This window comes from Mangrovibacter sp. MFB070 (assembly GCF_000705335.1).
GTDB lineage: Bacteria > Pseudomonadota > Gammaproteobacteria > Enterobacterales > Enterobacteriaceae > Mangrovibacter > Mangrovibacter plantisponsor.
The window spans coordinates 62,553-87,092 of record NZ_JJMI01000020.1 but is presented as its reverse complement, the minus strand read 5'-3'; the positions used below and the strand labels follow the sequence as shown (position 1 = coordinate 87,092).

Sequence of the window (24,540 nt, the reverse complement as noted above, 5' to 3'; positions counted from 1 at the left end):
GTGAGCCTACAGGCGGGTGTGGGGTGTGGCATCTGAATCATTGAGGCGTGCCCGGCAGTGCGGGCACGTAAACTTGCTGTGGTGGCTACATCCCTTGCGCGGCCATTGCAGCCAGCAATTTCAGGCTGGCAGAGTAATAATCATCCTGGCTGGTGACTTCCGTTTCCATACTGGTAAGAGTTCCCATTGTCAGGTCACGTATTGCCAGTAATCCGCCCTGCATGTTGTAGGTGGCTTCCTGGTTGTCATTTACATTCACCCAGGCCGGGGTATGCAAACGGTCGTAGCGGCCAAACCAGGTACGCCAGGGCACCAGTAACGCGCTGTTGGGCTGGTCCCAGCCAGTATACATTGGGATACGGATAGCATCGTAGCTCATACGTGCAGGCCACTGCTTGGCAGGCTCCATTCGCCCATCGGCATACAGTGAAACCCAGTCCGTTGGCAGGTTAGCTTCACCCCAACCCATTTTTTTCAGCAGACTTTGCCCATCATTAATAAGCTGTGTCCACACCGCCAGATGGCTGCGTTTAGCAAATGCGCGCCAGGCCGGGAACACGAAGTAAGACGGGTTCAGGTTGACATAACTATTGAGGTTAAAGCCGCTGGCACCGGGCAGCATGATTTTCTTGCCGGCAAAATCAATAACGGTGTGCTTTATCACTGCGTTGGTAATGGCATCTGACGCCTTGAAATAGGCAGGGTCGCCCCATTTTTCTCCGGCCTTAAGCAAGGCCCAGGCAATCAATACATCACCATCAGAAGCGTCGTTCTTATCTTCAACCGGGTCGGGAGCCACCGGATTATAACGCCAGTAAAACAACCCGTTCTTCGGGTTCTTCAGGTGTGTGTTGGTCCAGGTCCACATTTTATCGAAACTTTCCCGGTCATTTCCTGCCAACGCAAACAGCATACCGAACCCCTGGCCTTCGGTATGGCTCACATTATTATTTCCGGTATCAATGATTCGACCATCTGCCATTAAAAAACGCGCTTTAAAATGCCCCCAGTCCACATCGGCGTGTGCGAAAGAAGACATCACCAGTGACGCCATCAGCGCCACCAGTGCCAAACCCCGTTGTAACATAGTTTTCCTTAAAAGCGTCCCTGATAACGGAACTGAACATCGGTCAATGACCAGGACTGGTCACGCCACAGGGCTACACTGTCTTTGCCACCCTGCTGGCGCATCCAGCTCGCATATACGCCTTCCATCATAGCGCAAAATGCGTTACACCATCTGTTCTGTTCACGGCCATTACGTGCAACCGGCAATGCCTGGTGGCGGATAACCATCGCGTTATCCTCCACATCGATATCCACAATACCCCAGTTAAACTGCGCCAGCCTATTGTTGATATGCGCTTCCAGCTCACCAATGGTCTCTGCTTCAGGCAGGGGGAATGCCTGCCCAAAAGAGATACCCATCTGTGTCAGGAAAGGATGGCTGTCTTTCTCGCCGACATTACGCACCATGCCATCGACCATAATGGTCAGCATGTCGAACCACCCGGCCGGAGTCTGTTGTTGCTGGAAATACCCCAGCACAGCAGGATTCTGCTCATTTAACGCCATTGTTAACGGTCTCCCAACATATAGCGGAACCACACCTGTGCGGTGCTTTCGTTGTAATCGCCAAAGGTGTCGTAACCCACACGCCCACCGACAGTCATATCTTTGTTGATGTTGTAGTCGACACCAGCGTGCAGGTTGTAGCCCATACCATTTTGGCTCTTACCGCCGTAGTACGCTTCCTTCGCCTGCCCTGCGGCCACGTAACTTTCCAGTTGGGACTGCAAGTCCGGGTCATTCGGGAAGTATGCGCTATCATCCTGGCTGTAGGACTGGTAGCCCAATGCGGCCCCAACAGACATTTTCCAGTTGCTGAACCGCTGGGTATAATCCACAGGGAAAGAAACACTTATATAGTTTTGTGGGCTGAAATACCCACCCTGGCCATAGGTGTAGTAACTCAGGTTTTTGGAGAAATCCATGTACCCGATACTGATCCCAGTTTTCAGTTCACGATCGTCTGCCCGCAATGGCCGCAAGTAGAAACCGGCAGAACCTTCAACACTGGTGTTACTGGCTACATTGGTACCAATATAGCTCCAGCCACCGCCGCCGAAATAGAAGCCTACATCGCCGTCATCGTAGCTCAGTTGTACCGTGCCACCATTTTTAGTGACCTGCCCCCAGCGCTTACCCGAATATTTATCCTGCGCCCCAACATAAGACAGCAGGCTGTCTGTCATGGCACGGCGTTCACCTTTAAAGATAACTTTCAGGTAATCAGTCAGTTGTGGCGACCACTGAATACCACCGACTACAGTGTTCAGGTCCGGGCCCAGCGGTGTGGTTCCCACATCCAGCTTGTAGCTATCGCCACTCAGCGCCATCCCAACTTCAACACCGGAATCACTCTGCGAGCCCTGAGAGGCCACATCTGGCAAGGTATCTCCGGCAAGGGACGATGTCCCATTCGCTTTGGCAACCTGGCCCTGAATTAACGCGCCAGTACCAAAGCGGCGGCTGGCATCAACAGATGAGCTACCCGCATCCAGCGAGACCGGAGTCACGTTCAAATCAAGGCGTGCATCGCCAAAAGGCACCGTAGACCACTGAAGCGGTGCTTTCACTTCCGTCAGTTTGCTCAGGCCACTTTCACCATCACGACCACGAACGGCAAGGTCACCCTGCACCCAGGTTGACGTTTTATCATCAAGCTGTTGCATCATTTCATCGACTTGCCGCAGCGTACTGCTTTGCGCTGATTCCACTGGCAAATCAGGGCGCACAGTGTTCACAGGCGCAGTCTGCGGATTGCGTCCCATCTGGGCAACCTGCCATGGCATGGCTGAACCAGACTGTGAGGCCGAGGTGTTGGCATAAGAGGTTGGTGATGACCCGTTAAACGGATTATCCGCCAGCACCAGCCCGCCAATCATTGGCGATGTTGATGTAGTACCTGGCTGCAGGCCCACCAATTGCCCACGGGCATTGCGCAGGTAGGCCAGTGCTTGTTGGTGGTTACCTTCGGCTTCAGACAACCGGGCCATTAACAACAATCTGTCAGGTGTTTGCGTATCGCGTAACCCACTTGCCAGGGAACGAGCCTTTTTAACATCGCCACTGCTCAGCGCTACATCGATGGCGCCAACACGCGCATCCTGCTGCGGGGTATCTCTGGTCATCAGGTAGTCATAGACCACACCCGCTTCTTTGTTCATTTTGCCCGACTGGTATAACCGCGCCATGGCAAACATCAGATCGGTATTTTGAGGATCCTGCTGCATGGCACGGATCAGCTTGTCATATGCTGCCGCGTAATTGCCCTGCTCACGCAGCTTATCGGCTTCATTGATAACGTAGCCATTACGGATCCCGGCCAGTTGCGTTGGTGTACTGTTCGCCTGCAGTTCAGGGTTGGATAACAGTGTTTGCGCTTCACTACGCAAACCCGCCTGGTTTAACACCGCCACCTGGTCTGCATAGTCGCCGGCATTGCCTTTAACACCCTGGGCTATGTTGCTGCGCACAACCGCGACTGCCGAGGTCATGTCCCCACTTTGTGCCATCAGGCGCGCCAGTTTCCCGGCATCTGCCGGGCTGTCCGGTACCTGGCCCGACAGCGCTTTCAGTGTGTTGGCAGCGGCCACCTGGTTACCGGAAGCCAGGTAACTTTCTGCGGTCGCCATTTGCAGGTTAAAATTCGCCCTTTGCGACAAATCCCGCATCTCACGGTTACGCGCAGAAGCCGGAACACGCCCGATTAACGTTTGCACCTGTTGCCAGGCTCCCTGATCACTGGCAAATAGCGCGGCAGCATACAGAGATTCGGTACCTGAGCCTGCCCGGTATAACGGCGCCATCACGTCGCTGGCGGCGGCATTATTCCCTTGCTTGTCCAGAATCCGGGCGAGGTCAAGCCGCAACCAGGGGTTAGACGGCAGGCGGTTGATACCCTGGCGCAAAACAGAAATGGCTTGTGTGGTATCACCCCGGGCCAGTGCCTGCTGAGCCTGGCGGCGAATCGGGTCCGCAGGCGAACCGTATCCGCCTTTTGGCTGCAGTTTCGCCTGGAGTGATGCAGGCAGGCTTTGCAGCATGGCCTGCGCTTCATCGGTTTTATTCTGATCACGCAGAACGTAATAGAGATTTTCTCTGGCAGATGCATTGCCCGGGTCGCTGGTCAGAATATCCCGCAGCGTTTGCTCAGCCTGCGCATAATCTTTGGTACGGCGTAAAACATCGGCACGGAACAGCTTCGCTGCCAGACCTTTGTCTCCGCTCTGTTGCGCCAGAGGCGCACTCAGAGACAGCGCCTGAGCGGTATTACCCTGTTTGAACGCCTGCTGCGCTTCGGCAAGTTGCCCATAAAACGCGGCATCTTCCCCTTGCTTCTGGCGCTCAGCAGAAGCATCTCCGCCTTGTTCAGCGGCCCGTTTCAGGTATTGCGATGCAGCCTGGTAATCCCCTTTGCGCTGGGCAACATAACCCATACCTGCCAGTGCATCTGCATCCGTCGGGTTGGCCTGCAGCACTTTTTCGAACTGGCTTTGCGCAGAGGCCAGGTTGCCGCTGTTCAAATCAGTAAAGCCCACACCTTTTGCCGCACCGCCCACATTTTTGCGGTAATAGGCCAGCACATCGGCGTCTTTCGGGTGGCGCTGCATCCAGGTTTGATAATAATGCTCGTCGCCGGACTTTGGCCCCAGCCACAACAGCGCCTGGCGCAGGCTGCTGTCGGCATCTTTGTTGCCACTGGCCATTTCTTCCAGCAAATCAATCCCGTCACGGCGTGTGTCATCACGGTAGGTCAGCACCTTACCCAGTGCAACACGAGCAGCGTTATCCTGCGGGTGTTCGGCCGTTAACTGGCGCAACCCGGAGAGCGCCTGCGGATACAGGGATTTATCCCCGGCCATCGTCAGGTAATACTCTGGAGCAAGGCTCGCGGGCGGCTCATTGCCATTAAATAAGCCGCGCCAGGTAGATAACGCCGCAGAAATATTGCCGCTGCGCGCTTGCTGGCGAGCTAATGCCAGTTGCCCCTGAGGGACTTGCTGCAACTGGCGGGCATTATCCAGAGACTGGAGCTGTGGTGCCGCCGGGTCGGCTTTCGCCAACCGGGCACGCCATTGCGCAGATTCTTTCAGGTTACCGTTTTGTTGGGACCATAATGCCATCAGGTACAGTGCCTGAGTGTTGTTGGCATCCACCATCAACACTTTACGCAGCGACTGCATTGCCAGCTCATCATGGGATTTTTCATGCCAGTAATTGGCCTGGTCAAACAAGGCCTTTAGCGCCGGGCTGTCGGCATCCGCCTGCGCCTGCCCCACCGCCATACCAAGGCTTAATACCCCGGACAGGCAGACAGTCGATAGCACCTGGGCTGTTTTATGATTCATTTTTTTACCCACTGTTTTCACGAATCAGACTCCGGATTAAGACGGTTACGAGCACGGCGTTTCAGTGCGCTGTACAGCGCAAGTCCCACCAACATACTCAGAATCACCCCCAAAATAGCCAGCATGGCGCTGTGCTGGTTGGCGTACCAGATAATCCTCATATACCAGGGTAACTGGCCGCTTGGGAACTGAGGCCCGACACGGAAACTGCGCACACCGTTTTCATCGGTAATCACTGCCGCATCCCCACGAATGGCGGCGTTGATTTTTGCCGACATCAAATCAGTATGCAGGCGGGAAAGCTGGTCATCGTTGCTGCCAATCGCCATCACGACAACCCGCTGGTCATTCCACGGGGAGCGATAACTGACAAACCCACGCCAGGCTTCGTTTGATGAAAAATAGCGGTCAGCTTCCAGGCCATTCAGATTCCAGTTGCCTTCCACCCAGCGCTTAATTTTTTGCCAGCGAGAAGGTTCACGCACACCAAGCGTGTGGTCACTGGTGACAAAGGGCGAATCGGCCAAAACTGCGCGGTTAAAAGCTTCCTCACCCAGAGTGGAAACGGCCAGAATATCCCGGGAATCGAGCCAGGCTTTATTGGCCCCACCTTCCGGCAGGCCAAACAGCACCCGGTTATTGTTCAGCGCTGTTCCTGTCGCGTTACCTGAACGGGCAGCGAGATCCAGCAGTGTTGCAATTTGCGCGTCACCCGGGTGAGCCGGAAGCAATAACGCCGTTTGTGAATAATCCGCCAGGCGAGTGAACGGGAAGGATGCACCAACAAAATAAGAGAGATTGGGCAACTGCGCGAAGTGGCGCGTATGGCTCAAATCAATCCATGAATCTTCGTCGATACGGCTCTTGATATTGTTGTTTAACAACACACCACAAGGCGCACTGGCTTTCGGGGTGATATTAAAATAGAGCGATAACTGGTTATCCCCATAAATCATATAAGGTTCCAGCGGAATATCAGCCCGCTCCTGGCGTGCGTCACCACCCAGTTTGTGCCACAAGCTTTCCAGGATCCCCTGCTTGTTAACTGGCAGGTTATGCAGGAACGTGTTGTTGAACGTCAGGTTCAGATAAGACTTGTCTTCATCAATCCAGTTTTCTGACGGGAAACGGTAGCTAATACGCATCGGAATGGTATCGCCATCCCACAGGAATAGATCCGGTGCCGCACGGAAAGCCACCCGCAACACATCATGCCAAATGCCGGTAACGGTCATGCTCTGATCTTTACGAATCAGCTCACTCAGGCGTACAGGGCGGTCGGTGGTTATCCAGCGTGGCGCATCATAAGGCTTGCTGACCGGAATAGCCTGGGGGTTGACTGCCAGAGATGCCGTTTGCGGTTTAAATTGCCCGCGAGTCAGGCGCCAGGCGGCAGCCCGCAACTGGTTATCATCTTTTCCCACCACCAATAACAGTTTGTAAACCGGGTTGCCCGGGTTATCGATAATTTGCAGCAGAGGGCCGTTGCTTTGTGGCAGTTGCACACCAGCGATAATGTCTCCCGGCGCGCCAATCAGAATGCCATTTTTCTCTGGCAGTGAATTGGTCTGCACATCAAAAGAAACCCCACGATAATCTGCCTGAATACCCATCCAGGAGGCAATCAATGCCGCCGCACTCACTTCATCCGGGGTAAATTTCTCCGGAAAAGCAATGGAGATAGAAGCAGGTGTCATCTGCATTGTATCGAAGAAGGGACGCGGGAAATGGCTTAAATCAGAGCCAATATTCAGTTGTTGCCCTTCCAGCTCCAGGCGTGTGGTCGGCAATATCGTCACCTGATATTTGTCCGTCAGTTCACGCTGGCATAACAATGCATCGCCATCATTGATTTTAAAGCTAAGGTTATTACTGGATACCACCAGAGCAGCCGGAACGTCCATCTGGTAAGTCGTATCATCTGATTGCGCTGAGCCCAACGGCACCGTACCCAGTGGCTGCCCGTTCATCATCAGTTGCAGCGTCGTGTTGCGTGCAGCCAGTGCAGGCGAAACTTTCAGGTTGAGAACCAATTGTGCCGTGGTAACCACTTCGTCGCTGGGAAGCGTAAAGTTAATCCCGGCCTGCAACTGCCCGCCACTCAAAGCCAGCCCCAAAGGCTGCCCCATTTGTGCCAGCGTAATATTGCTGACAGTCGCCTGAGTTATGCTGCTCGCAGCCATATCCGGTGTGTCTGCCGGTGTTGGTGCAGGCAAATCCAGTGGCAGAGTACCCGCATCAGAAGCCGGTGCATCTGTGGTTCCTGGGTCAACCGGTGCTGAAGCGCTCTCTGTTTGCGTGGGTTCAGAGGAGGCAGCTGGCTGTTCAGCCGCACGCAACGAACCCGACAGCGCCACACACAGTGAAAGCGCATACCATCGCATCCATTTCATACTGCGCTCTCCTCCTCATGATCCGCCATTCTCGCCAGTTTCTTTTCCCGGCGTATTTTTTGGCGGTCTTTCCATGTGAACCAGAACAAATCAAAGACACAACGGGCAATGGTCGCCAGTGAACGGAAAGGGTTATCCTGTGGTTTCGGCGGCTGCACCCAGGCATCAGCACGGGAAAGCACAACCCGAACCAGCTCACGGCGGCGCGATAAAGGAATCTCATCAAACATAAGGCGAATATCGTTATCCTGGTGGCCTTCAGACGAAATCATATGCACCGGAATACTTATTGCACCGGAGTTCAACTGCAGTTCCACTTCTTCTATTTCGTCATTCAGATGGCGGGCATCCGGCGCCACAAGGCGGCAACCGCCCATAGAAAGGTCCTGGGTTTCAGTGCGGGAAGAAACACCACTGGCATAGTGAATAACCGCGGGAATAGCCACATCCAGGCGAATCGTTTTACGGGTTTGGCGTGTTTCACGCGCAACAGCTATTGCCCCCATCAGGAAGAACAGGCTGTATAACCCCCACCCGACGTTCAGAGCGATAACATTCGGGTCCACGGCAAAGTAGTTAAATGCCACAGCACGAACAATGCCTGCTACGACGGCAATCGCCAGCAAAATCGCCACAATTACGTGAGGGCGAACAATGCTGAAATCGAAATAACCGACGTTCAACAACCCGCCTTTGTCCGTTACGTTGAATTTGCCTCGTTTGGGGAAAATCATGGTAATCATCGTGGGCAAGGCAATATGGAACGCCAGCACCAGGTCGTATATTTCACCCCAGAAGCTGTAACGGAAGCGGCCATTCAGACGCGAACTGACAAAAATAGAAATCAGCAAATGCGGCAGCGCATAGGCAAAAATCAGGCTGGCTGAAGAGTGAATAATATTCAGGTTAAACAGTAAGTAAGCCAGTGGTGCGGTGATAAACGCAATACGTGGCAGCGCGAACTGGAAGTAGAGCATCGCACTCAAATAGCACAGCCGTTGTTGCCACTGCAGCCCGCGGCCCCACAACGGGTTATCTACCCGAAAAATCTGCGTCATACCACGCGCCCAGCGAGTACGCTGAATCACATGCAGAACCAGGCGTTCAGTTGCCAGCCCGGCGGCCAGAGGAATTCCCAGAAACGCCGATTTCCAGCCCAGGCGCTGCATTTTCAGCGCAGTGTGAGCATCTTCCGTTACGGTCTCAACGGCGAACCCACCAATTTCTTCTAACGCGCTGCGGCGGATAACCGCACAAGAGCCACAGAAGAATGTCGCATTCCAGTTATCGTTACCTTTCTGAATTGGGCCATAAAATAACGACCCCTCGTTGGGGATATTCAGGCCGCGTGACAGGTTACGTTCAAAGGGATCCGGGGAGTAAAAATAGTGTGGCGTCTGTAACAGCGCCAGTTTCGGGTCCTGCAGGAATGAACCCACTGTTGCCTGCAAAAATACACGGGTGGCGACGTGGTCGCAGTCAAATACGCAAATCAACTCACCATTGGTCAGTTTCATTGCATGGTTCAGGTTACCCGCTTTTGCATGCGCGTTATTGGTACGAGTGATATAGCCCACACCGACATCTGCCGCAAACACCGCAAACTCACTACGCTTCCCATCATCCAGTAAATAGATTTTGATTTTATCTTTAGGATAATCAAGGCATTGTGCAGCAAGAACGGTATCACGCACGACTTCCAGGCTTTCATTGTACGTAGGCACATAAACATCAACCGTCGGCCACAGCGATTCATCTTCTGGCAACGGCACAATTTTGCGCTCAAGGGGGAACATAGTTTGCAAATAGCTGAGCAGCAGCATCACCCAGGTATAAAGCTCAGCCAGGAACAGGCCAATCCCTAAGATGGCTTCAATTTCAGAATTAAAATGCAATGTTTGCGTCGCACGGAAATAGATATAACGGGTAGACATCAAAATCGATGCCAGCACCAGTACAATTGAAATACCGCGCTTCTTACTAAACCATCCTAAAACAAACAGGCACGCCATACTGATCAGGCCAAAGATATACTGCTTCTGGCTATCCATAGGCGTAATAATGATCAGTACCGCTACTGGTGCCAGCACAAGTAGCAGCAGATAAAACTGGAGCTTTTTCATGGCAAATTCCGAGGGTAATTAATAGCCCGATAGTTTGGGGCTGGCGTGTACCTCACCATCCCCGACTTTGACACCCAAAATACTGGCGACTTTTTTACTAATGATTTCGATGTCAAACGCCGCTGCCGATGCCGGGCTGAAATCAAAAATCGATTTTTGCGCTGCATGAGCTTCCACAACACTTTCATCACGGTGGACCACACCCAGCAAACGCTCGCCCAACCGCTCTTCCATAAACGCAGTAACATCGCGGCTAATATTGCGGCGAGTATCCACCTGGTTAATTAAAAAATAGTGGCCGGCACGGTGATTAAGAGGCCCGCCAATCATGCGCTGATTCTCAACCTGAGGAAGCAACGACAACGAGGCGGTATCTGCCAGCATGGTGACTAAATTGAGGTCAGCGATAGAGGCAATCGCTTTCAGCGCAGGCCCGGGGCCTGGAGGAAAATCGGCAACAACCACCAGCCCGGGGTAATTCAGCAGGGTGCTAAGGCCACGCGCTAAAAAGTGTTCGTCATTCGCCAGACGGTCTTCAAATGCGACGCGTTGCTCTTCTGTACTGTCGCCATAAGGCAGCACGAAAATATTCCCGCCAGTTGTGAGCACATACTGACTCCAGTCGGGGTTTTCCATTGATTTGGCAACATAACCACGCCCGTCAGACAACGGCACACCAAAATGCAGGCGCAGAGCATTTTGTACGTCAAAATCAATAGCCAGAACTTTGATGCCTGAACGTGCCAGGGCATAAGACAAATTCGCTGCTACGGTGGTCTTACCGACACCGCCTTTAGGTGAGCAGACGCAAATTAACGGCATGAGGCGATCCTTTCCAGCAAAGGTTTTAATGGCATTTCTTTAACCGCTGAGCGTGGTGCGTTACCCGCAGAAGACGGAGCAAACAGCTGAGCAAAGTTAATCTTCCCGTCAGAGGAAGGTGGGACAGAAACAGGTTCAGGGTGGCGGGCAGATGGCCGCGTCACCAGAGGTTCAGGCATGGCTTCAGGTGTAGTAACCGGCACATCGCCTGGTGGTGTGGCAGCAAGAGCCGCCATAATGGGGGCGTCAGTTTCCAGCGGTTTCACCGCTTGAGTGCTATTTGGCAGGGGCGCATGGCCCTGTTGTAGCGATTCAGCCGGTCTGCCGGATTCCACCGGAGATGTTGAACCGGCCGGGACTTTTACTGGCGCGACTTTGGGCATCATCGCCATTTCTTTCAGCAAAGAAGGTGCGGATTCATCCACCGGACGGGGTGCAGTATTAATCACCTCAGTAGTCCAGGTCACCGGTGGTAATGAATTTGACGGTGTTACTGCAGCACTGGAGCCAGCAGGTACATCAAACGTACCCGGTTTAACTGCATCCGGTGCAGTAACTGATGTATGGCCTGCACCACGAAATGGCGAGCCCTGCGCATCATCACTGTTCCCTTGTGTTAACTGGCTAAAGATTGCGCTGTTTCCCGCACCGAGTCCCTGTTTCTCAGCTGACATATCTTTAAAATCGATAGAACCGGTGTGGGTTTTATCTTTAAACCGCTGCAGATCATCATAGCTGTTCATAGGAGTACTCTAAGTTGCAAGTGTATTCATGTCAGGATAACAACGAAACCTGACATACATATTATGATTATGAGTAAAGCGCAGAGAGGAAATATGCGTAATAACCTGCGTCATTTTGAGCAAGAACGCGCTGTTCAAAATTTGCGCCGATATTTAGCGTTAATATATCGACTCTCACTGTCATCACGCCATCTTTTTTTTAGCACAAAATATACAAATTTTTTATAACTACAAAACTCAAACATTAATGAATTTATCATTGATAATTCACTAAAAAACCAGCCAATAAAACTATTAATTATTTTTTATACAAAATATTAATCTGTTAGCATTTCATGCTGTATACATAAATTTTTACCCAGAGAAATATCTAGAAATATATTTTATCTATCAATAAAACACCTCCGGGATGATTCAAGAACAGTCTAATTACCACTCCCCCCTCTGACCTACCAGTTTTCGTAGGCCGCAATTCAGATAAACCTCAAAGAGGTTTATCTCCAATGAAATTGCCATTAAAAGCACACAACTTGCCATCACCACCATGGCAATACTAACAACCTACTGATAGCTATAGATAACGGCAGAACAAAATGCCAGGGGAATGGCAACTTTTTTCGTACATGTGAAGTAGCACGCCGGGCGCACATCAGAAAGTGAAGCAAGGAAAGAGAAACCGCAGGGGAAAAGGTACTTCAAAGATAAGCAGGCCCACCAGGATGGCGAGCCTGCAGGTAACACACTACTTAAACTGTGTGCGCATTTTCATCCTGGTCAACCGCAAAGCAGGCAACCAGCTGGCCACGGTAATCTTTCAGATGTGGCTGTAACTGTGTGCACTGCCCAAAACGGCGGGTACAACGCGCATTAAACGCACAACCCGGAGGTGGGCTGAGCGGGCTGGGTAGTTCACCCGTCAATTTAATACGCTCTCGCCGGGATTCCGGGTTAAGGCGCGGTGTGGCAGACAGCAATGCCTGGGTGTAAGGGTGCAGCGGGTTGTCAAAAATGGCGTCTTTGCTGCCTTTTTCCACACAACGGCCGAGGTACATCACCATCACTTCATCAGCAATGTGCTCAACCACGGATAAATCGTGTGAAATAAAGACATAAGACAGCCCCATTTCCTGCTGCAAATCCATCATCAGGTTCAGTACCTGTGCACGCACAGAAACATCCAGTGCAGACACTGGTTCATCGGCAATCACGACATCCGGGTCCAGCATCAGGCCACGGGCAATGGCAATACGCTGGCGCTGCCCACCGGAAAACATATGCGGGTAACGGTCATAATGTTCGGTTTTCAGGCCAACTTTCGCCATCATCGACAGGGCTTTTTCGCGCCGTTCCTGCTTTGACAAATCAGTATTGATAAGCAAAGGCTCTTCCAGGATCTGCCCCACTTTCTTACGCGGGTTTAATGATGCGTAAGGGTTCTGGAACACAATCTGAATTTTCTGGCGACGTAACTTCTGCGCATGAGGGTCTGGCTTAAGTAAGTCCTGCCCTTTATAGAACAACTGCCCGCCAGAAGGCGTTTCTATCATCGTCAGCAGGCGGCCAAGCGTGGATTTCCCACAACCTGATTCGCCAACAATGGCCAGGGTCTTGCCACGTTCCAGTGTGAAGGAGACGCCGTCAAGCGCTTTAACCAGCTGCTCCTGGGCAAACATCCCCTTCTTCACCGGGTAGTGTTTTTTTAAATCGATAGCCTGCAACAAGTGCTGTTGCGTGTCGGCCTCATGGGTACTCATACTGTCGGCCTCCCGGCATCATCAAGGGGATAGTGGCATTTAGACTGACGCCCGTGCTCCAGCGCATGTAGCGCAGGCTCTTCAGCCCGGCATTTATCCGTGGCATACGGGCAGCGCGGGTTAAGCAGGCAGCCTTGCGGGCGGTCATATTTGCCGGGAACCACACCCGGGAGCGACTCAAGGCGCGCTTTATCCTGAGCAAATTCAGGTAAGGCGCGTAATAACGCCTGGGTGTATGGGTGACGGGGCGCACGGAAAATATCCTGCGCACTGGCCGCTTCCACCACCTGGCCGGCATACATCACGATGATTTTATGCGCCGCTTCAGCAACCAACGCCAGGTCATGGGTGATAAGCACCAGCGCCATGTTTTCCTGCTGCTGCAATTCCAGAAGCAGTTCAATAATCTGGGCCTGAATGGTCACATCCAGTGCGGTTGTTGGTTCATCCGCAATCAGCAGTTTTGGCCGGCAGGCTATTGCCATGGCTATCATTACACGCTGGCTCATCCCCCCGGAAAGCTGGTGCGGATACACATCCAGACGTGATGCCGGGTCGGGGATCCCCACCTGATCCAGCAGGTCAATTGCTCGCTGGCGGCGGGTCTTTTTATTGCCACCCTGGTGCACTTTAATGGCTTCCATTATCTGGTAGCCGACGGTGTAACAAGGGTTCAGGCTGGTCATCGGATCCTGGAAGATCATCGCCACTTCAGAGCCCACTAACTGGCGGCGCTCGCGCTCGGAAATTTTCCGTAAGTCGCGGCCATTAAACTCCAGGCTGTCTGCCATTACCCGGCCAGGGAAATCAATCAGGCCCATAATTGCCAGAGAACTGACGGATTTGCCCGAACCGGACTCACCGACAATCCCCACAACTTGCCCCTGGTCCACGCTATAACTAATGCGGTCAACGGCACGGAATGGCGCATCTTCTTCTCCGAAGTGCACCGATAAACTGTCTACATTCAATAACGCCATCGGGTGCCTCTTACTGCTTGAGTTTGGGGTCAAGTGCATCACGCAGGCCATCACCCATCAGGTTGAAAGCCAGCACGGCCAGCAAAATCGCCAGCCCCGGGAAGGTCACCACCCACCAGGCGCTTTGTGCAAATTGCAAAACGTCAGCAAGCATGGTGCCCCATTCTGGTGTTGGCGGTTGTGCACCCATACCCAGGAAGCCCAACGCAGCCATATCCAGAATGGCGTTAGAGAAGCCCATAGATGCCTGCACAATCAGCGGAGCCAGGCAGTTAGGGAAAATATTGACGAACATTTGGCGTACCGCGCCGGCACCAGCAACCCGCGACGCGGTTACATAGTCGCGGTTCACTTCAACCAGCACCGCAGCACGGGTTAAACGCACATAGTGCGGTAACGCGACGAAGGCCAGTGCCATGGAAGCATTGACTATCGAGGGGCCGAAAATCGCCACCAGCACCAGTGCCAACAGCAGGCTCGGCAGGGCCAGCATAATATCCACCACACGCATGATGATGGTATCCACCGTGCCGCCGAAATAGCCAGCTACCAGGCCCAGTACAATCCCCATAATCAGAGACAGTACCACTACCATGCAGCCCACCAGCAAGGATAAGCGTGCGCCATACATCAGGCGGGAAAGAATATCGCGGCCCACATCATCGGTGCCCAAAATAAACTTCCAGCTACCACCATCTGCCCAGACAGGCGGGTGCAGCAGCGCATCACGGAACTGCATAGCCGGGTCATGGGGGGCGACAAAATTGGCGAACAGCGCTATCAGCAGCATCAGGGTGACGTAAATCAGCCCAATTACTGCACCTTTGTTACGTTTAAAGTAGTGCCAGAACTCCTGAAACGGTGTCATCGGCACCGGGGCTGTCACCACGTTGTTTTCAGTTACTTGCGTCATGATAACCCCTTACTTCTTATGCCGGATACGCGGGTTCACCACGCCGTACAACAGGTCGACAACCAGGTTAACCAGAATGATGAGTGTCGCGACCAACAGCACACCACCCTGCACTACCGGGTAATCCCGTCGTTGCAGTGCTTCAATCAACCAGCGACCAAGTCCAGGCCAGGAGAAAATCGTTTCAGTCAGGATCGCCCCTGCCAGCAAAGTACCAACCTGCAGACCAATAACAGTGACTACTGGCAACATGGCATTACGCAAAGCATGGACCACAATCACACGCAGGCGGCTCAGGCCTTTAGCGCGGGCGGTACGGATATAGTCTTCACCCAGCACTTCCAGCATGGCCGAGCGGGTCATACGCACAATAACCGCCAGTGGGATGGTACCCAACACAATGGCAGGCAGAACGATATGCGCAAGTGCGTCCAGGAAATCGCCCGGTTCGCCCCAAATCGCGGTATCTATCAACATAAATCCGGTCAGGGGTAACGAGTCATCAAGGAAGACCGTGTCGCCTATACGCCCGGAAACCGGCGTCAGGTTCCAGTGCACCGACACCAGCATAATCAGCATCATCCCCCACCAGAAAATCGGCATGGAATAACCTGTCAGCGCCAGGCCAATGGCGGTGTGGTCAAAAATGGAGCCACGTTTTACCGCTGCCAGTACCCCAACAGGAATACCCACAGCAATAGCAAAAATCATGGCACACACACCCAGTTCCAGAGTGGCCTGGAAACGAGGAACGAATTCTTGCCAGACAGGCAGGCGGCTTTTCAGGGAGATACCTAAATCCCCGTGCAATACGTTCCAAATATAGGTGACATATTGCTGCCAGAGTGGTTTGTTTAACCCTAATTGAGCCAGCAGTTGAGCGTGGCGTTCGGGGGAGATCCCGCGTTCACCCGCCATGATCATCACCGGGTCACCCGGAATCATGTGGACGAAAGCGAAAGTAACAAGGGTTATACCTATAAACGTTGGGATAACCAATCCCAGACGTCGGAGAATGAACTGCAACATTAGCCGGATTCTCTATCATCTTCCGCTACCGGGGGCAGCGAAATGTATTGCTCACAACGTACATCGGTTCCGCCGCAATGGGGAAATCAGCCCACATTACAGACAGCAAGGGTGAGGTACATAATATATGTTCCCTCACCCTGACCCCCTCCCGCCGGGAGAGGGGTGCTGGCAGAACAAGTCCGGTCTTATACCCTTTATATTTCAGTTGGCTGGCACACACGCGTGTTTGGCCGGCTGAAATATCAGGAATACATCCGGGCCTTTCCGGAAACGGGTGAACAAGCCATTGGCACCCATTACCGCAGAAAGGCACGCGGGTGTATCACTCTAAGGATACGTTCTCGAAGTGGTGTTTGCCCAACGGATCCACCACATAGCCTTTAACTTCTTTGCGCACCGGCTCGAAAACCGTGGAGTGAGCAATAATCAGAGCAGGAGCCTGATCATGCATCACAACCTGAGCCTGCTTGTAGAGTTCCACACGTTTGTTGTGGTCTTCTGTAGCACGTGCTGGCTGGATCAAGTCTTCGAACGGCTTGTAGCACCAACGAGAGTAGTTAGAACCGTCTTTCGCCGCATCACAGCTGAACAGTGTGGCGAAGAAGTTATCCGGATCCCCGTTATCCCCGGTCCAGCCCATCATAACGGTCTGGTGTTCACCGGCTTTGGCGCGTTTGAGGTACTCACCCCATTCGTAGGTAACGATTTTGGCTTTCACGCCAATTTTTGCCCAGTCAGCCTGGATCATTTCTGCCATACGGCGGGCATTCGGGTTATACGGGCGCTGAACCGGCATTGCCCACAGATCGATGCTGAAGCCATCTGGCAGACCTGCTTCTTTCAGCAACTCTTTAGCTTTAGCCGGATCATACGGATAATCTTTAACCGCATCGTTGTAGCCCCACATGGTTGGCGGGATCAGGTTTTTAGCAGCCTGACCAGCCCCCTGGTAAACAGCTTTGATAATCGCGTCTTTGTTAACAGCCATGGTCAGCGCCTGGCGTACTTTCACGTTATCCAGCGGTTTTTTCTCAACGTTGAAGGACAGATAGCCAACGTTCAGGCCAGGCTGTTCCATCAGGTTGATTTTGGGGTCTTTCTTCATGCGCTCCAGATCAGCCGGGTTCGGGTACGGCATAACCTGGCATTCATCTTTCTGCAGTTTTGCGTAACGAACAGAGGCATCCGGCGTAATAGAGAAGACCAGGCGATCAATCTGCGGTTTGGTGCCCCAGTAGCCCGGGAACGCTTTATACAGAATACGGGAGTCTTTCTGGTACTGAACCAGTTGGAACGGGCCGGTACCGATTGGGTCCAGGTCCACTTTTTCCGGTGTACCTGCTTTCATCATGTCATCAGCATATTCTTTAGACATAATAGAGGCGAAGTCCATTGCCATATCAGCAAGGAACGGTGCTTCAGGGCGAGCCAGTACGAACTGAACGGTGTAATCATCAACTTTCTTGATGTCAGTGATCAGGTCAGGCAGACCCATACCTTCAAAGTACTCATAGCTGCCGCCAGAGACATTGTGGTAAGGGTTTTTAGGGTTTTTCTGGCGGTCGAAGGAGAAGACAACGTCGTCGGCATTCAGGTCACGAGTCGGTTTGAATTCTTTATTGCTCTGCCATTTAACGCCTTTACGCAAATGGAAGGTATACACTTTCCCGTCAGCGCTTACATCCCACTTTTCAGCGAGGCCCGGGATCACTTCGGTGGTGCCAATCTTAAATTCAACCAGGCGGTTGTAGATGGGCACTGAGCTGGCATCATAGGTAGTACCGGAAGTGAACAGCTGTGGGTTAAAGCCTTCTGGCGAGCCTTCTGAACAGTAAACCAGGGTTTTTGCCTGAACACTTGCTGCAACTGTCAAAGCCACCAGGCTCAGACCAAGCTTCAGCATCCCTGACTTCTTCAAGGAAATACTCATTCTTCTGCTCCAATGTGATATGTGTTGTGTTAAACCGGCGAACCTTTCTTATTTTTTACCCGGTTCGCTCGGGCAAGCCCGTAAAGCTTGATGAGGATGGGGAATCCTTCCACAAGGGCCACTGTCTCGCAGGACAGACTGTCCGTAAATGGCCTCTCACGCCCTACAATCTGTCAACTGATGAGCCAAACGTCAATATACGTAACGGGTATTTACACGGAATGTGAGAAAGTGAAAACAAAGATGAAAAAAAGGAGTTTGTGTTATTTACAGCACATAAATTTATGCTATGACAATAAAACCAAAACAAAAAACCAACAAATGAATCACAAGCAGTGCAATAACCCAATGTGATTTATGACAACTTTTTGGCTGAATGGTGAATATATGAACAAAAAATAGTGCCAACGACAGGCATTTCAGTAAAAAATGCTGTTGTTATCCATAAGACAATAAAAATAACCACGCGGTAAAGATAACAAAACGTGATAGGAAACTGGGGAAAATAAGGCGCTTGAGCGTCGCACTCGGGCAAAGTCGTTATTTAAGAACTTTTCTAAAAGTTGTTAAATGTTCCAGATACAAAAAACCCGCAGTGATATCACTGCGGGTCTGAATTTGGTCGGCGAGAGAGGATTTGAACCTCCGACCCACACGTCCCGAACGTGTTGCGCTACCAGGCTGCGCTACTCGCCGAATGCGGGGCGCATATTACTGCCGGTACTGCATCGCGTCAATCCCTTATTTAAAAAAGACTTCTGATCGCCTGGAAAGCCAGCATCACAAAGTGGAGTCGCTTTTCCCTTTGGTATTTTGCAGTGCGCACCAGTTGCGTGAAGCGTCAATTCCCCCATCCGGGGATGTTATCCCCAGGCACCCCAACACCGAGTCAAATAATTCGGTATGTTTATGCACCACACCTTCTTTGGCCTGTTGCTGCAATTGCCCAAAACGCTGCGCATTTTCTGGCGTCTGCAGGAACTTATCAGAAGCCCAGACCAGTAACGGTACCCGGAATTGTTCTGGCGGTGCAATGTTGCGCGGTGTGCCGTGTAAATGCAGGCTGTCGCTAATCGATTCCCCATGGTCAGCAGCGTAGAACACTATCACGTTCTTATCACGCACCTGGTCGATAACCGAACTGATAAAACTGTCCACATAGCGTACTGAATTATCATATGCGTTGATCAGTGTTTGCGCCGAACAGTGCTTGTTAACCCCCATACATTCTGGTTGCCAGATGGCAAACTCACGGGGATAACGCTGAACATACGAATAATGCGACCCTTTGGTATGCAGGATAACCAGGTGTTTACCCTGCGCGTGTTGCAACTGCGACCGGACCATTTCATCCACCAGCAACATGTCATCCACGGTTTTGCCCTGATTATGGCCTTCCGCACCAATCTGTTCCCGCCAGGCAATGGTATCGGCCATCGTATTACTGTAGAACCACATTTCGCTTTGCATCGCATACAAATCACTGGAGAACCCCAGTTGTTTCAACACGGCAAAGACGTTTTGCTCCAGTAAGGTTCGCTGTGGGTTATCCATGACACCACCCTTGCCCACAAACATGCAACGTAATGAGAGTTTGGTCGCGGTATCACAGGACTCGCCGCGGAATGCCGCCAGGTTTTTCTCCTGTGCCAGTTTGGGCGTGGTATCCCTTGAGTAACCAAACAGGCCCATATGGTCCCAGCGCGTTGTCTCACCAATGATAAACACCACCTGCACGTCGTTCAGGTTCGCTGGTACGTTCCAGTGGTTGCGGGTTGCCGGGTTAATGAGAGAACGGTGATCCAGGGTTTCATCTACTTTGGCCCAGGCATACAACCCCAGAGAAGACAGCCAGTTCGCGGGTAAATAAGCACTGGTTACCACACCGCCGTAGCTGGGTAAGTCCTCCCTGGAACCTTTTTCGTGATGCTTCTGAATATTTCCCAGCAAACGAACGGGTGCCCATACCACTAAAGCGACCAGAAGCAATACACCGAGGTTACGCAGAGCTGTCTGACGTTGAGAAAGCTGCCTTATTAATGAATCCTGCCCCTGGTTACGCCAAATAAACCACAACGGGGGAATGCCGATTAACAGCACCCATAAATAGAAACGCCAGCCCACCACTTCTTTGGTCAGATCGATATCGGTCGTCATCACAGACGCAATAATGCCGTAGCCAATGGTGATATTCATTACCGCCATGTAATAACTGGCCGCAACAGAGCAGAGCACCAAAAATGAGCTTAATACCTGCCAGGCTCGCCGCCCGCCAAGGGAAAAAAGACGCAACACAAAGAAACTCGCCAGAACAGTAGCAAACACCTCGGTTGTCAGCGCAAAGGCTTTGAAGAACGGAGTGATATCCATCGACTCATGCAGACGCCGCCAGAATACCGAGCAGTTAAGAAACAACCCAATATACAGCGCAAGAAAGCAACTGAGCTGTACCTGTGTAATACGACGAGAAATCTTCATTCAATAATCCAGACTGGCCATAATCAGCAGTCTGACAGGTGACAGGGGGACGAAGTTCAGCACAAATTAATAAAAACCGGCACGGAAACAGAACCTGCACCACAATATCGGATTGTTCCGCCAGCCGGCGGGGCGTCAGAGGAATAATTGAGGGTTGCCTGGCAGGCAGTCTGGAATACCTGAAAGCGGGTAAACTTGCTCGTCCGGATAAAACAAACGACAACCGGGGGAAGAACCGCGGTTGTCGTTGTTTACAGATGCAATCAATTGTATCTGGCTGAATTCAGCTTATCGCATCAGGCGTGGGAATGTGCTGCATCGCCTTCATAAACATCCGCTTTAGGCTGGCGAATGGTTGAAGAGAGCGCCAGAGAAACAATCAACAGTGCGAAAATGACCAGGAAAGTCACATGGAAGCCACCAAACAGCGATGCAATGATGGAACCACAGATACTGCCAATCCCGAAGCCAAGGTAAATCACACCATAGTTTTTCGCCAGGTTGTTCAGGCCAAAGAAATCACTCACCAGTGAAGGATAAACGGTGATGGTGCCACCAAAGTTAAAGGCGACACAGGCAATGGCCACAAAGAAAGTCACCGCATTCAGAGGCGCGAACAGCAATGCCGCCATACCCACCAGCGCAATAATCTGGCCGAAAGTAATCACACGGATACGGGTCACTTTATCGGACAGGATCCCCATAACCAGGCGGCCACTCAGGTTAGCAACCGCAATCACCGTAACCGCGTTGGCTGCCGTCATGACATCCAGATGCGCCAGGCTCTGAGCAATATCTTTCGCCACACCAATAACATACAAACCACTCATACAGGCAGTCAGGAACATCAGTGCCAGCATCCAGTACTGTGGTTTGCGCATGGATTCAGCCAGAGTGAAATCACTGTTACTAACACCATTGATACGGTTCACCGCCTGCACCGGTGCGTCTTTCATTAATAAGGCACCAAACACAATCATGACCAGTGCAATACCGCCCCAAATCATGAAAGTCTTATCCAGGCCAAAGGAAGCCAGTAACTGAGAGTCGATAAATTTGAACCCCAGGCTACCCAACCCATAAGCACCAATAGAGAAGGCAGAAATCAGGCCCTTACGTTCCGGGAACCATTTCACACAGTTCGATAACGTCAGCAAGTAACCCGCCCCGTCCGCAAGGCCAACCAGCACACCAGCACTCAGCCAGAGCATCAGCAGGTTATTGGAGTGTGCGGTCAGGAACAACCCCAGCCCTAATAACACCCCGGAAGCGATAGTGACACGGCGGACACCAAAACGTTCCTGGAGCTTACCGGCAACAGAAGAAGCCAGCGCCAGGCCCAGACTTAACAGGCCGAAAGAGAATGCCACCTGGCTGACAGGTTCATTAAGTTTTTCAGAAAGCGGACCATTAAACAGGCTCCAGGTATAAACCGAACCCAGTGCGAACTGAGTCACGATGGTACCCACAAGTGTCAACCAGCGCGTTTGGTTTGAAATTGATGTTTTCATGGCAGATGTCCTGCATTACTGAATAAGGAAAGGTATTTATCTGCCTGTAACCTTACGCTCTGGGAGGAATTTACTGGGTAAAAACGGCATGAAATGCACTGAGTGCGGAATGAAATGCATCTCAGGCGGTATAAACAGCCTTGAAATGCATGAACGACACGTAACACAAACCACCGATGTGAGTGTTTACTATCTCTGTATTGCGCGCCATTCCTGTATATTAATTGTGAAAATTGTCTTTGATGCAGATCACGATTTTCACTTCTCGCGTAAAGCGTTAACCTGTGTCAAATGAGGTTTAACACGCCCGTACAAAGCCGGGTTATCACTTTCATCTTTCAGCTTAACCCCTGACAGGCGGCGAATAAATGCCTGCTCCAGTAACCACGCCAGTTTAAAGGCAGCGGCATCCCAGTTAAGCCCTTCCGGGCGCACATTAGAAATACAGTTTCGTTCAGCATCGCGCCGCCCCCGGCTGGGCGACCAGGTCATATACACCCCAAGGCTGTCTGGCGAAGACAGGCCCGGACGCTCGCCAATCAACATGGCGACTGCTTTTGCATGTAAGCACTCACCAACATCATCCGCCAGAGCAACACGCGCCTGATGAGCCAAAACCACTGGCCCCAGTGAAATACCCAGTTCAGAAAGATAAGGCAGTAATGCGCGAACCAGTTCACAGGCCTGGCGATGTACCGCCCAGGATGACAGACCGTCTCCCACCACCAGCACCAGATCCGGTGAATCATTACGCAGTTGGGTGAGCTGGTTTCGGCTTTCAAGGCTAAGCTGGCGGCCCAAATCCGGGCGCTGGAGAAAACTGTGCCTGTCAGGCGCGGCACTTTGTACCGTCAGAGTTCTCAACCCTAAACATTCAAGACTTTGAGCCACTTTGTCGCTGTCAAACGGCTGGTGAATCGCATCCCGGGCCTGCGCATGCGCCAGGCCAAATTTCAGCACTTCGCGGGTAGGTAAACTTGCCCCACTGCGCCCCAGCGCAATACGGGCATCGGTAAACTGCGTGAGGGAGCGCCAGGCATCCGGTAATGTCATGCCACTTCTCCTTTAGGTAACGCACTCAGCAGCGGGTGGCTCGCACCAGTCAGGCGTAATTGCCCTGTGCGGTCAATAATCTGCATCCGCTCTAACCAGGCGGCAAACTCTGGTGCATGTTTGAGCCCCAGTAAGCGCCGAATATAGAGCGCATCATGGAATGAGGTGCTCTGGTAATTAAGCATAATGTCATCGGCTCCCGGCACCCCTATCAGGAAGGTCAGCCCGGCAGCGGCCAGTAATGTCAGCAGGGTATCCATGTCATCCTGGTCGGCTTCAGCATGGTTGGTGTAGCAGACATCACACCCCAGTGGCAGGCCAAGTAATTTACCGCAAAAATGGTCTTCCAGGCCGGCACGAATAATTTGCTTACCATCGTACAAATATTCCGGGCCGATAAACCCAACCACCGTATTAACCAGCAGGGGTTTAAAGTGGCGGGCAACCGCGTAAGCACGGGCTTCACAGGTTTGCTGATCCACCCCATGATGGGCATCTGCCGACAGGCAACTTCCCTGGCCGGTTTCGAAGTACATCACATTATCGCCCAGCGTACCGCGCTTGAGTGACAGCGCGGCATCACGCGCCTCAGCCAGCATCGCCAGGTCAATACCAAAACCGGTATTCGCCGCCTGCGTACCTGCAACCGACTGGAACACCAGGTCAACCGGCGCACCGCGCTCCATTAACTGCAGAGTGTTGGTCACATGGGTCAGCACACAAGACTGTGTGGGGATCTCGAAACGGCTGATAACATCGTCCAGCATATAATTCAGCCGCTCAAGCACTGGCAGGCTGTCGCTTGCCGGGTTGATCCCCACCACCGCATCGCCACTACCGTACAGCAGGCCATCCAGCATGCTGGCGGCAATACCTTGCAGGTCATCGGTGGGGTGATTCGGTTGCAGGCGCACACTTAAGTGGCCTGGCAAGCCAATGGTGTTGCGAAACTGAGTGATGACCTGGCACTTGCTGGCCGCCAGGATCAAATCCTGGTTGCGCATCAGTTTACTGACTGCCGCAGCCATTTCAGGCGTAATACCCGGAGCAACCCGGGTTAACAGCGTATGATCCGTTCCATCTTCCAGTAACCAGTCACGAAATTCCCCCACCGTCAGATGGCTGATGGGAGCGAACGCCTCCCGGTCATGGGTATCCACGATAAGCCGGGTGACTTCATCTTCTTCATAAGGCACCAGCGCCTGGTTCAGAAACGTAGTTAACGGTAAATCCGCCAGCACGAATTTCGCAGCCATGCGCTCTTCCGCACTTGCCGCGGCAACGCCGGCCAGTTGGTCCCCGGAACGCGCCGGGGAAGCCTTAGCCATAACCTCTTTCAGACTGGCGAATGTCCATGTGTTGTGCGCCAGAGTGGTTTTATACATGGGATAACC

General features: G+C 52.3%; 16 protein-coding genes and 1 tRNA gene. All 17 read right to left on the bottom strand.

Translation table 11 applies throughout. The annotated features are described in order from the left end of the window. Positions 1-85: 85 nt before the first annotated feature. On the bottom strand, positions 86-1,087 hold the full coding sequence (locus tag DT73_RS08725; RefSeq protein WP_036107143.1) for a glycosyl hydrolase family 8: 1,002 nt from the start codon (positions 1,085-1,087) through the stop codon (positions 86-88). 8 nt (positions 1,088-1,095) lie between these two features. Next, positions 1,096-1,575 carry a cellulose biosynthesis protein BcsD gene (gene bcsD / locus DT73_RS08720; protein WP_036107141.1) on the bottom strand — a complete coding sequence of 160 codons (480 nt, stop codon included), beginning with the start codon at positions 1,573-1,575 and terminating at the stop codon, positions 1,096-1,098. Between the two features lie 2 nt (positions 1,576-1,577). After that, complete coding sequence (locus DT73_RS08715; RefSeq protein WP_036107190.1) at positions 1,578-5,414, bottom strand: cellulose biosynthesis protein BcsC; 3,837 nt, start codon at positions 5,412-5,414, stop codon at positions 1,578-1,580. A gap of 17 nt (positions 5,415-5,431) precedes the next feature. Then, positions 5,432-7,807 (bottom strand): cellulose biosynthesis cyclic di-GMP-binding regulatory protein BcsB, encoded by a 2,376-nt coding sequence (gene bcsB, locus DT73_RS08710; protein ID WP_084172257.1) that lies wholly within the window; start codon positions 7,805-7,807, stop codon positions 5,432-5,434. Beyond that, on the bottom strand, positions 7,804-9,930 hold the full coding sequence (gene bcsA / locus DT73_RS08705) for a UDP-forming cellulose synthase catalytic subunit (protein ID WP_051691314.1): 2,127 nt from the start codon (positions 9,928-9,930) through the stop codon (positions 7,804-7,806). Before bcsA ends, bcsB begins: the two co-directional genes overlap by 4 nt. An 18-nt stretch (positions 9,931-9,948) precedes the next feature. Continuing rightward, positions 9,949-10,752 carry a cellulose biosynthesis protein BcsQ gene (gene bcsQ / locus DT73_RS08700; RefSeq protein ID WP_036107139.1) on the bottom strand — a complete coding sequence of 268 codons (804 nt, stop codon included), beginning with the start codon at positions 10,750-10,752 and terminating at the stop codon, positions 9,949-9,951. Then, positions 10,743-11,495 (bottom strand): cellulose biosynthesis protein BcsO, encoded by a 753-nt coding sequence (bcsO, locus tag DT73_RS08695; RefSeq protein WP_036107136.1) that lies wholly within the window; start codon positions 11,493-11,495, stop codon positions 10,743-10,745. Before bcsO ends, bcsQ begins: the two co-directional genes overlap by 10 nt. Before the next feature lie 746 nt (positions 11,496-12,241). Then, entirely contained in the window at positions 12,242-13,249 is a 1,008-nt protein-coding gene (gene dppF, locus DT73_RS08690) for a dipeptide ABC transporter ATP-binding subunit DppF (RefSeq protein WP_036107133.1), read from the bottom strand. Then, positions 13,246-14,229: a dipeptide ABC transporter ATP-binding protein gene (dppD, locus tag DT73_RS08685; protein WP_036107130.1), complete on the bottom strand. Its 984-nt coding sequence runs from the start codon at positions 14,227-14,229 to the stop codon at positions 13,246-13,248. The genes dppF and dppD overlap by 4 nt, the downstream gene beginning before the upstream one ends. A 10-nt stretch (positions 14,230-14,239) precedes the next feature. Further along, a complete protein-coding gene (gene dppC, locus DT73_RS08680) occupies positions 14,240-15,142 on the bottom strand; it encodes a dipeptide ABC transporter permease DppC (RefSeq protein WP_036107128.1) in 903 nt (300 codons plus the stop codon). A 9-nt stretch (positions 15,143-15,151) separates the two neighbouring features. After that, on the bottom strand, positions 15,152-16,171 hold the full coding sequence (gene dppB / locus DT73_RS08675) for a dipeptide ABC transporter permease DppB (RefSeq protein ID WP_036107125.1): 1,020 nt from the start codon (positions 16,169-16,171) through the stop codon (positions 15,152-15,154). Positions 16,172-16,496: 325 nt separating this feature from the next. Continuing rightward, positions 16,497-18,104: a dipeptide ABC transporter periplasmic-binding protein DppA gene (gene dppA / locus DT73_RS08670; RefSeq protein WP_036107123.1), complete on the bottom strand. Its 1,608-nt coding sequence runs from the start codon at positions 18,102-18,104 to the stop codon at positions 16,497-16,499. 619 nt (positions 18,105-18,723) lie between these two features. Then, positions 18,724-18,800, bottom strand: a tRNA-Pro gene (locus tag DT73_RS08665). Between the two features lie 84 nt (positions 18,801-18,884). Further along, positions 18,885-20,582 (bottom strand): kdo(2)-lipid A phosphoethanolamine 7''-transferase, encoded by a 1,698-nt coding sequence (eptB, locus tag DT73_RS08660; RefSeq protein ID WP_036107121.1) that lies wholly within the window; start codon positions 20,580-20,582, stop codon positions 18,885-18,887. A 296-nt stretch (positions 20,583-20,878) separates the two neighbouring features. After that, positions 20,879-22,093 (bottom strand): MFS transporter, encoded by a 1,215-nt coding sequence (locus DT73_RS08655; RefSeq protein WP_036107119.1) that lies wholly within the window; start codon positions 22,091-22,093, stop codon positions 20,879-20,881. A gap of 258 nt (positions 22,094-22,351) precedes the next feature. Further along, positions 22,352-23,146, bottom strand: a complete 795-nt coding sequence (gene eutC / locus DT73_RS08650) for an ethanolamine ammonia-lyase subunit EutC (protein ID WP_036107116.1) — start codon at positions 23,144-23,146, stop codon at positions 22,352-22,354. Next, positions 23,143-24,531: an ethanolamine ammonia-lyase subunit EutB gene (locus DT73_RS08645; protein ID WP_036107113.1), complete on the bottom strand. Its 1,389-nt coding sequence runs from the start codon at positions 24,529-24,531 to the stop codon at positions 23,143-23,145. The genes eutC and DT73_RS08645 overlap by 4 nt, the downstream gene beginning before the upstream one ends. Positions 24,532-24,540: the final 9 nt, after the last annotated feature.

What these genes read in the sequence shown, in the direction of transcription:
- dppB (WP_036107125.1), bottom strand. Translation starts at nt 16,171, where the DNA reads ATGTTGCAGTTCATTCTCCGACGTCTGGGATTGGTTATCCCAACGTTT.
- dppC (WP_036107128.1), bottom strand. Translation starts at nt 15,142, where the DNA reads ATGACGCAAGTAACTGAAAACAACGTGGTGACAGCCCCGGTGCCGATG.
- bcsD (WP_036107141.1), bottom strand. Translation starts at nt 1,575, where the DNA reads ATGGCGTTAAATGAGCAGAATCCTGCTGTGCTGGGGTATTTCCAGCAA.
- eutC (WP_036107116.1), bottom strand. Translation starts at nt 23,146, where the DNA reads ATGACATTACCGGATGCCTGGCGCTCCCTCACGCAGTTTACCGATGCC.
- bcsB (WP_084172257.1), bottom strand. Translation starts at nt 7,807, where the DNA reads ATGAAATGGATGCGATGGTATGCGCTTTCACTGTGTGTGGCGCTGTCG.
- bcsO (WP_036107136.1), bottom strand. Translation starts at nt 11,495, where the DNA reads ATGAACAGCTATGATGATCTGCAGCGGTTTAAAGATAAAACCCACACC.
- dppF (WP_036107133.1), bottom strand. Translation starts at nt 13,249, where the DNA reads ATGAGTACCCATGAGGCCGACACGCAACAGCACTTGTTGCAGGCTATC.
- eptB (WP_036107121.1), bottom strand. Translation starts at nt 20,582, where the DNA reads ATGAAGATTTCTCGTCGTATTACACAGGTACAGCTCAGTTGCTTTCTT.
- bcsQ (WP_036107139.1), bottom strand. Translation starts at nt 10,752, where the DNA reads ATGCCGTTAATTTGCGTCTGCTCACCTAAAGGCGGTGTCGGTAAGACC.
- DT73_RS08655 (WP_036107119.1), bottom strand. Translation starts at nt 22,093, where the DNA reads ATGAAAACATCAATTTCAAACCAAACGCGCTGGTTGACACTTGTGGGT.
- bcsA (WP_051691314.1), bottom strand. Translation starts at nt 9,930, where the DNA reads ATGAAAAAGCTCCAGTTTTATCTGCTGCTACTTGTGCTGGCACCAGTA.
- DT73_RS08725 (WP_036107143.1), bottom strand. Translation starts at nt 1,087, where the DNA reads ATGTTACAACGGGGTTTGGCACTGGTGGCGCTGATGGCGTCACTGGTG.
- DT73_RS08645 (WP_036107113.1), bottom strand. Translation starts at nt 24,531, where the DNA reads ATGTATAAAACCACTCTGGCGCACAACACATGGACATTCGCCAGTCTG.
- dppD (WP_036107130.1), bottom strand. Translation starts at nt 14,229, where the DNA reads ATGGCGTTATTGAATGTAGACAGTTTATCGGTGCACTTCGGAGAAGAA.
- DT73_RS08715 (WP_036107190.1), bottom strand. Translation starts at nt 5,414, where the DNA reads ATGAATCATAAAACAGCCCAGGTGCTATCGACTGTCTGCCTGTCCGGG.
- dppA (WP_036107123.1), bottom strand. Translation starts at nt 18,104, where the DNA reads ATGAGTATTTCCTTGAAGAAGTCAGGGATGCTGAAGCTTGGTCTGAGC.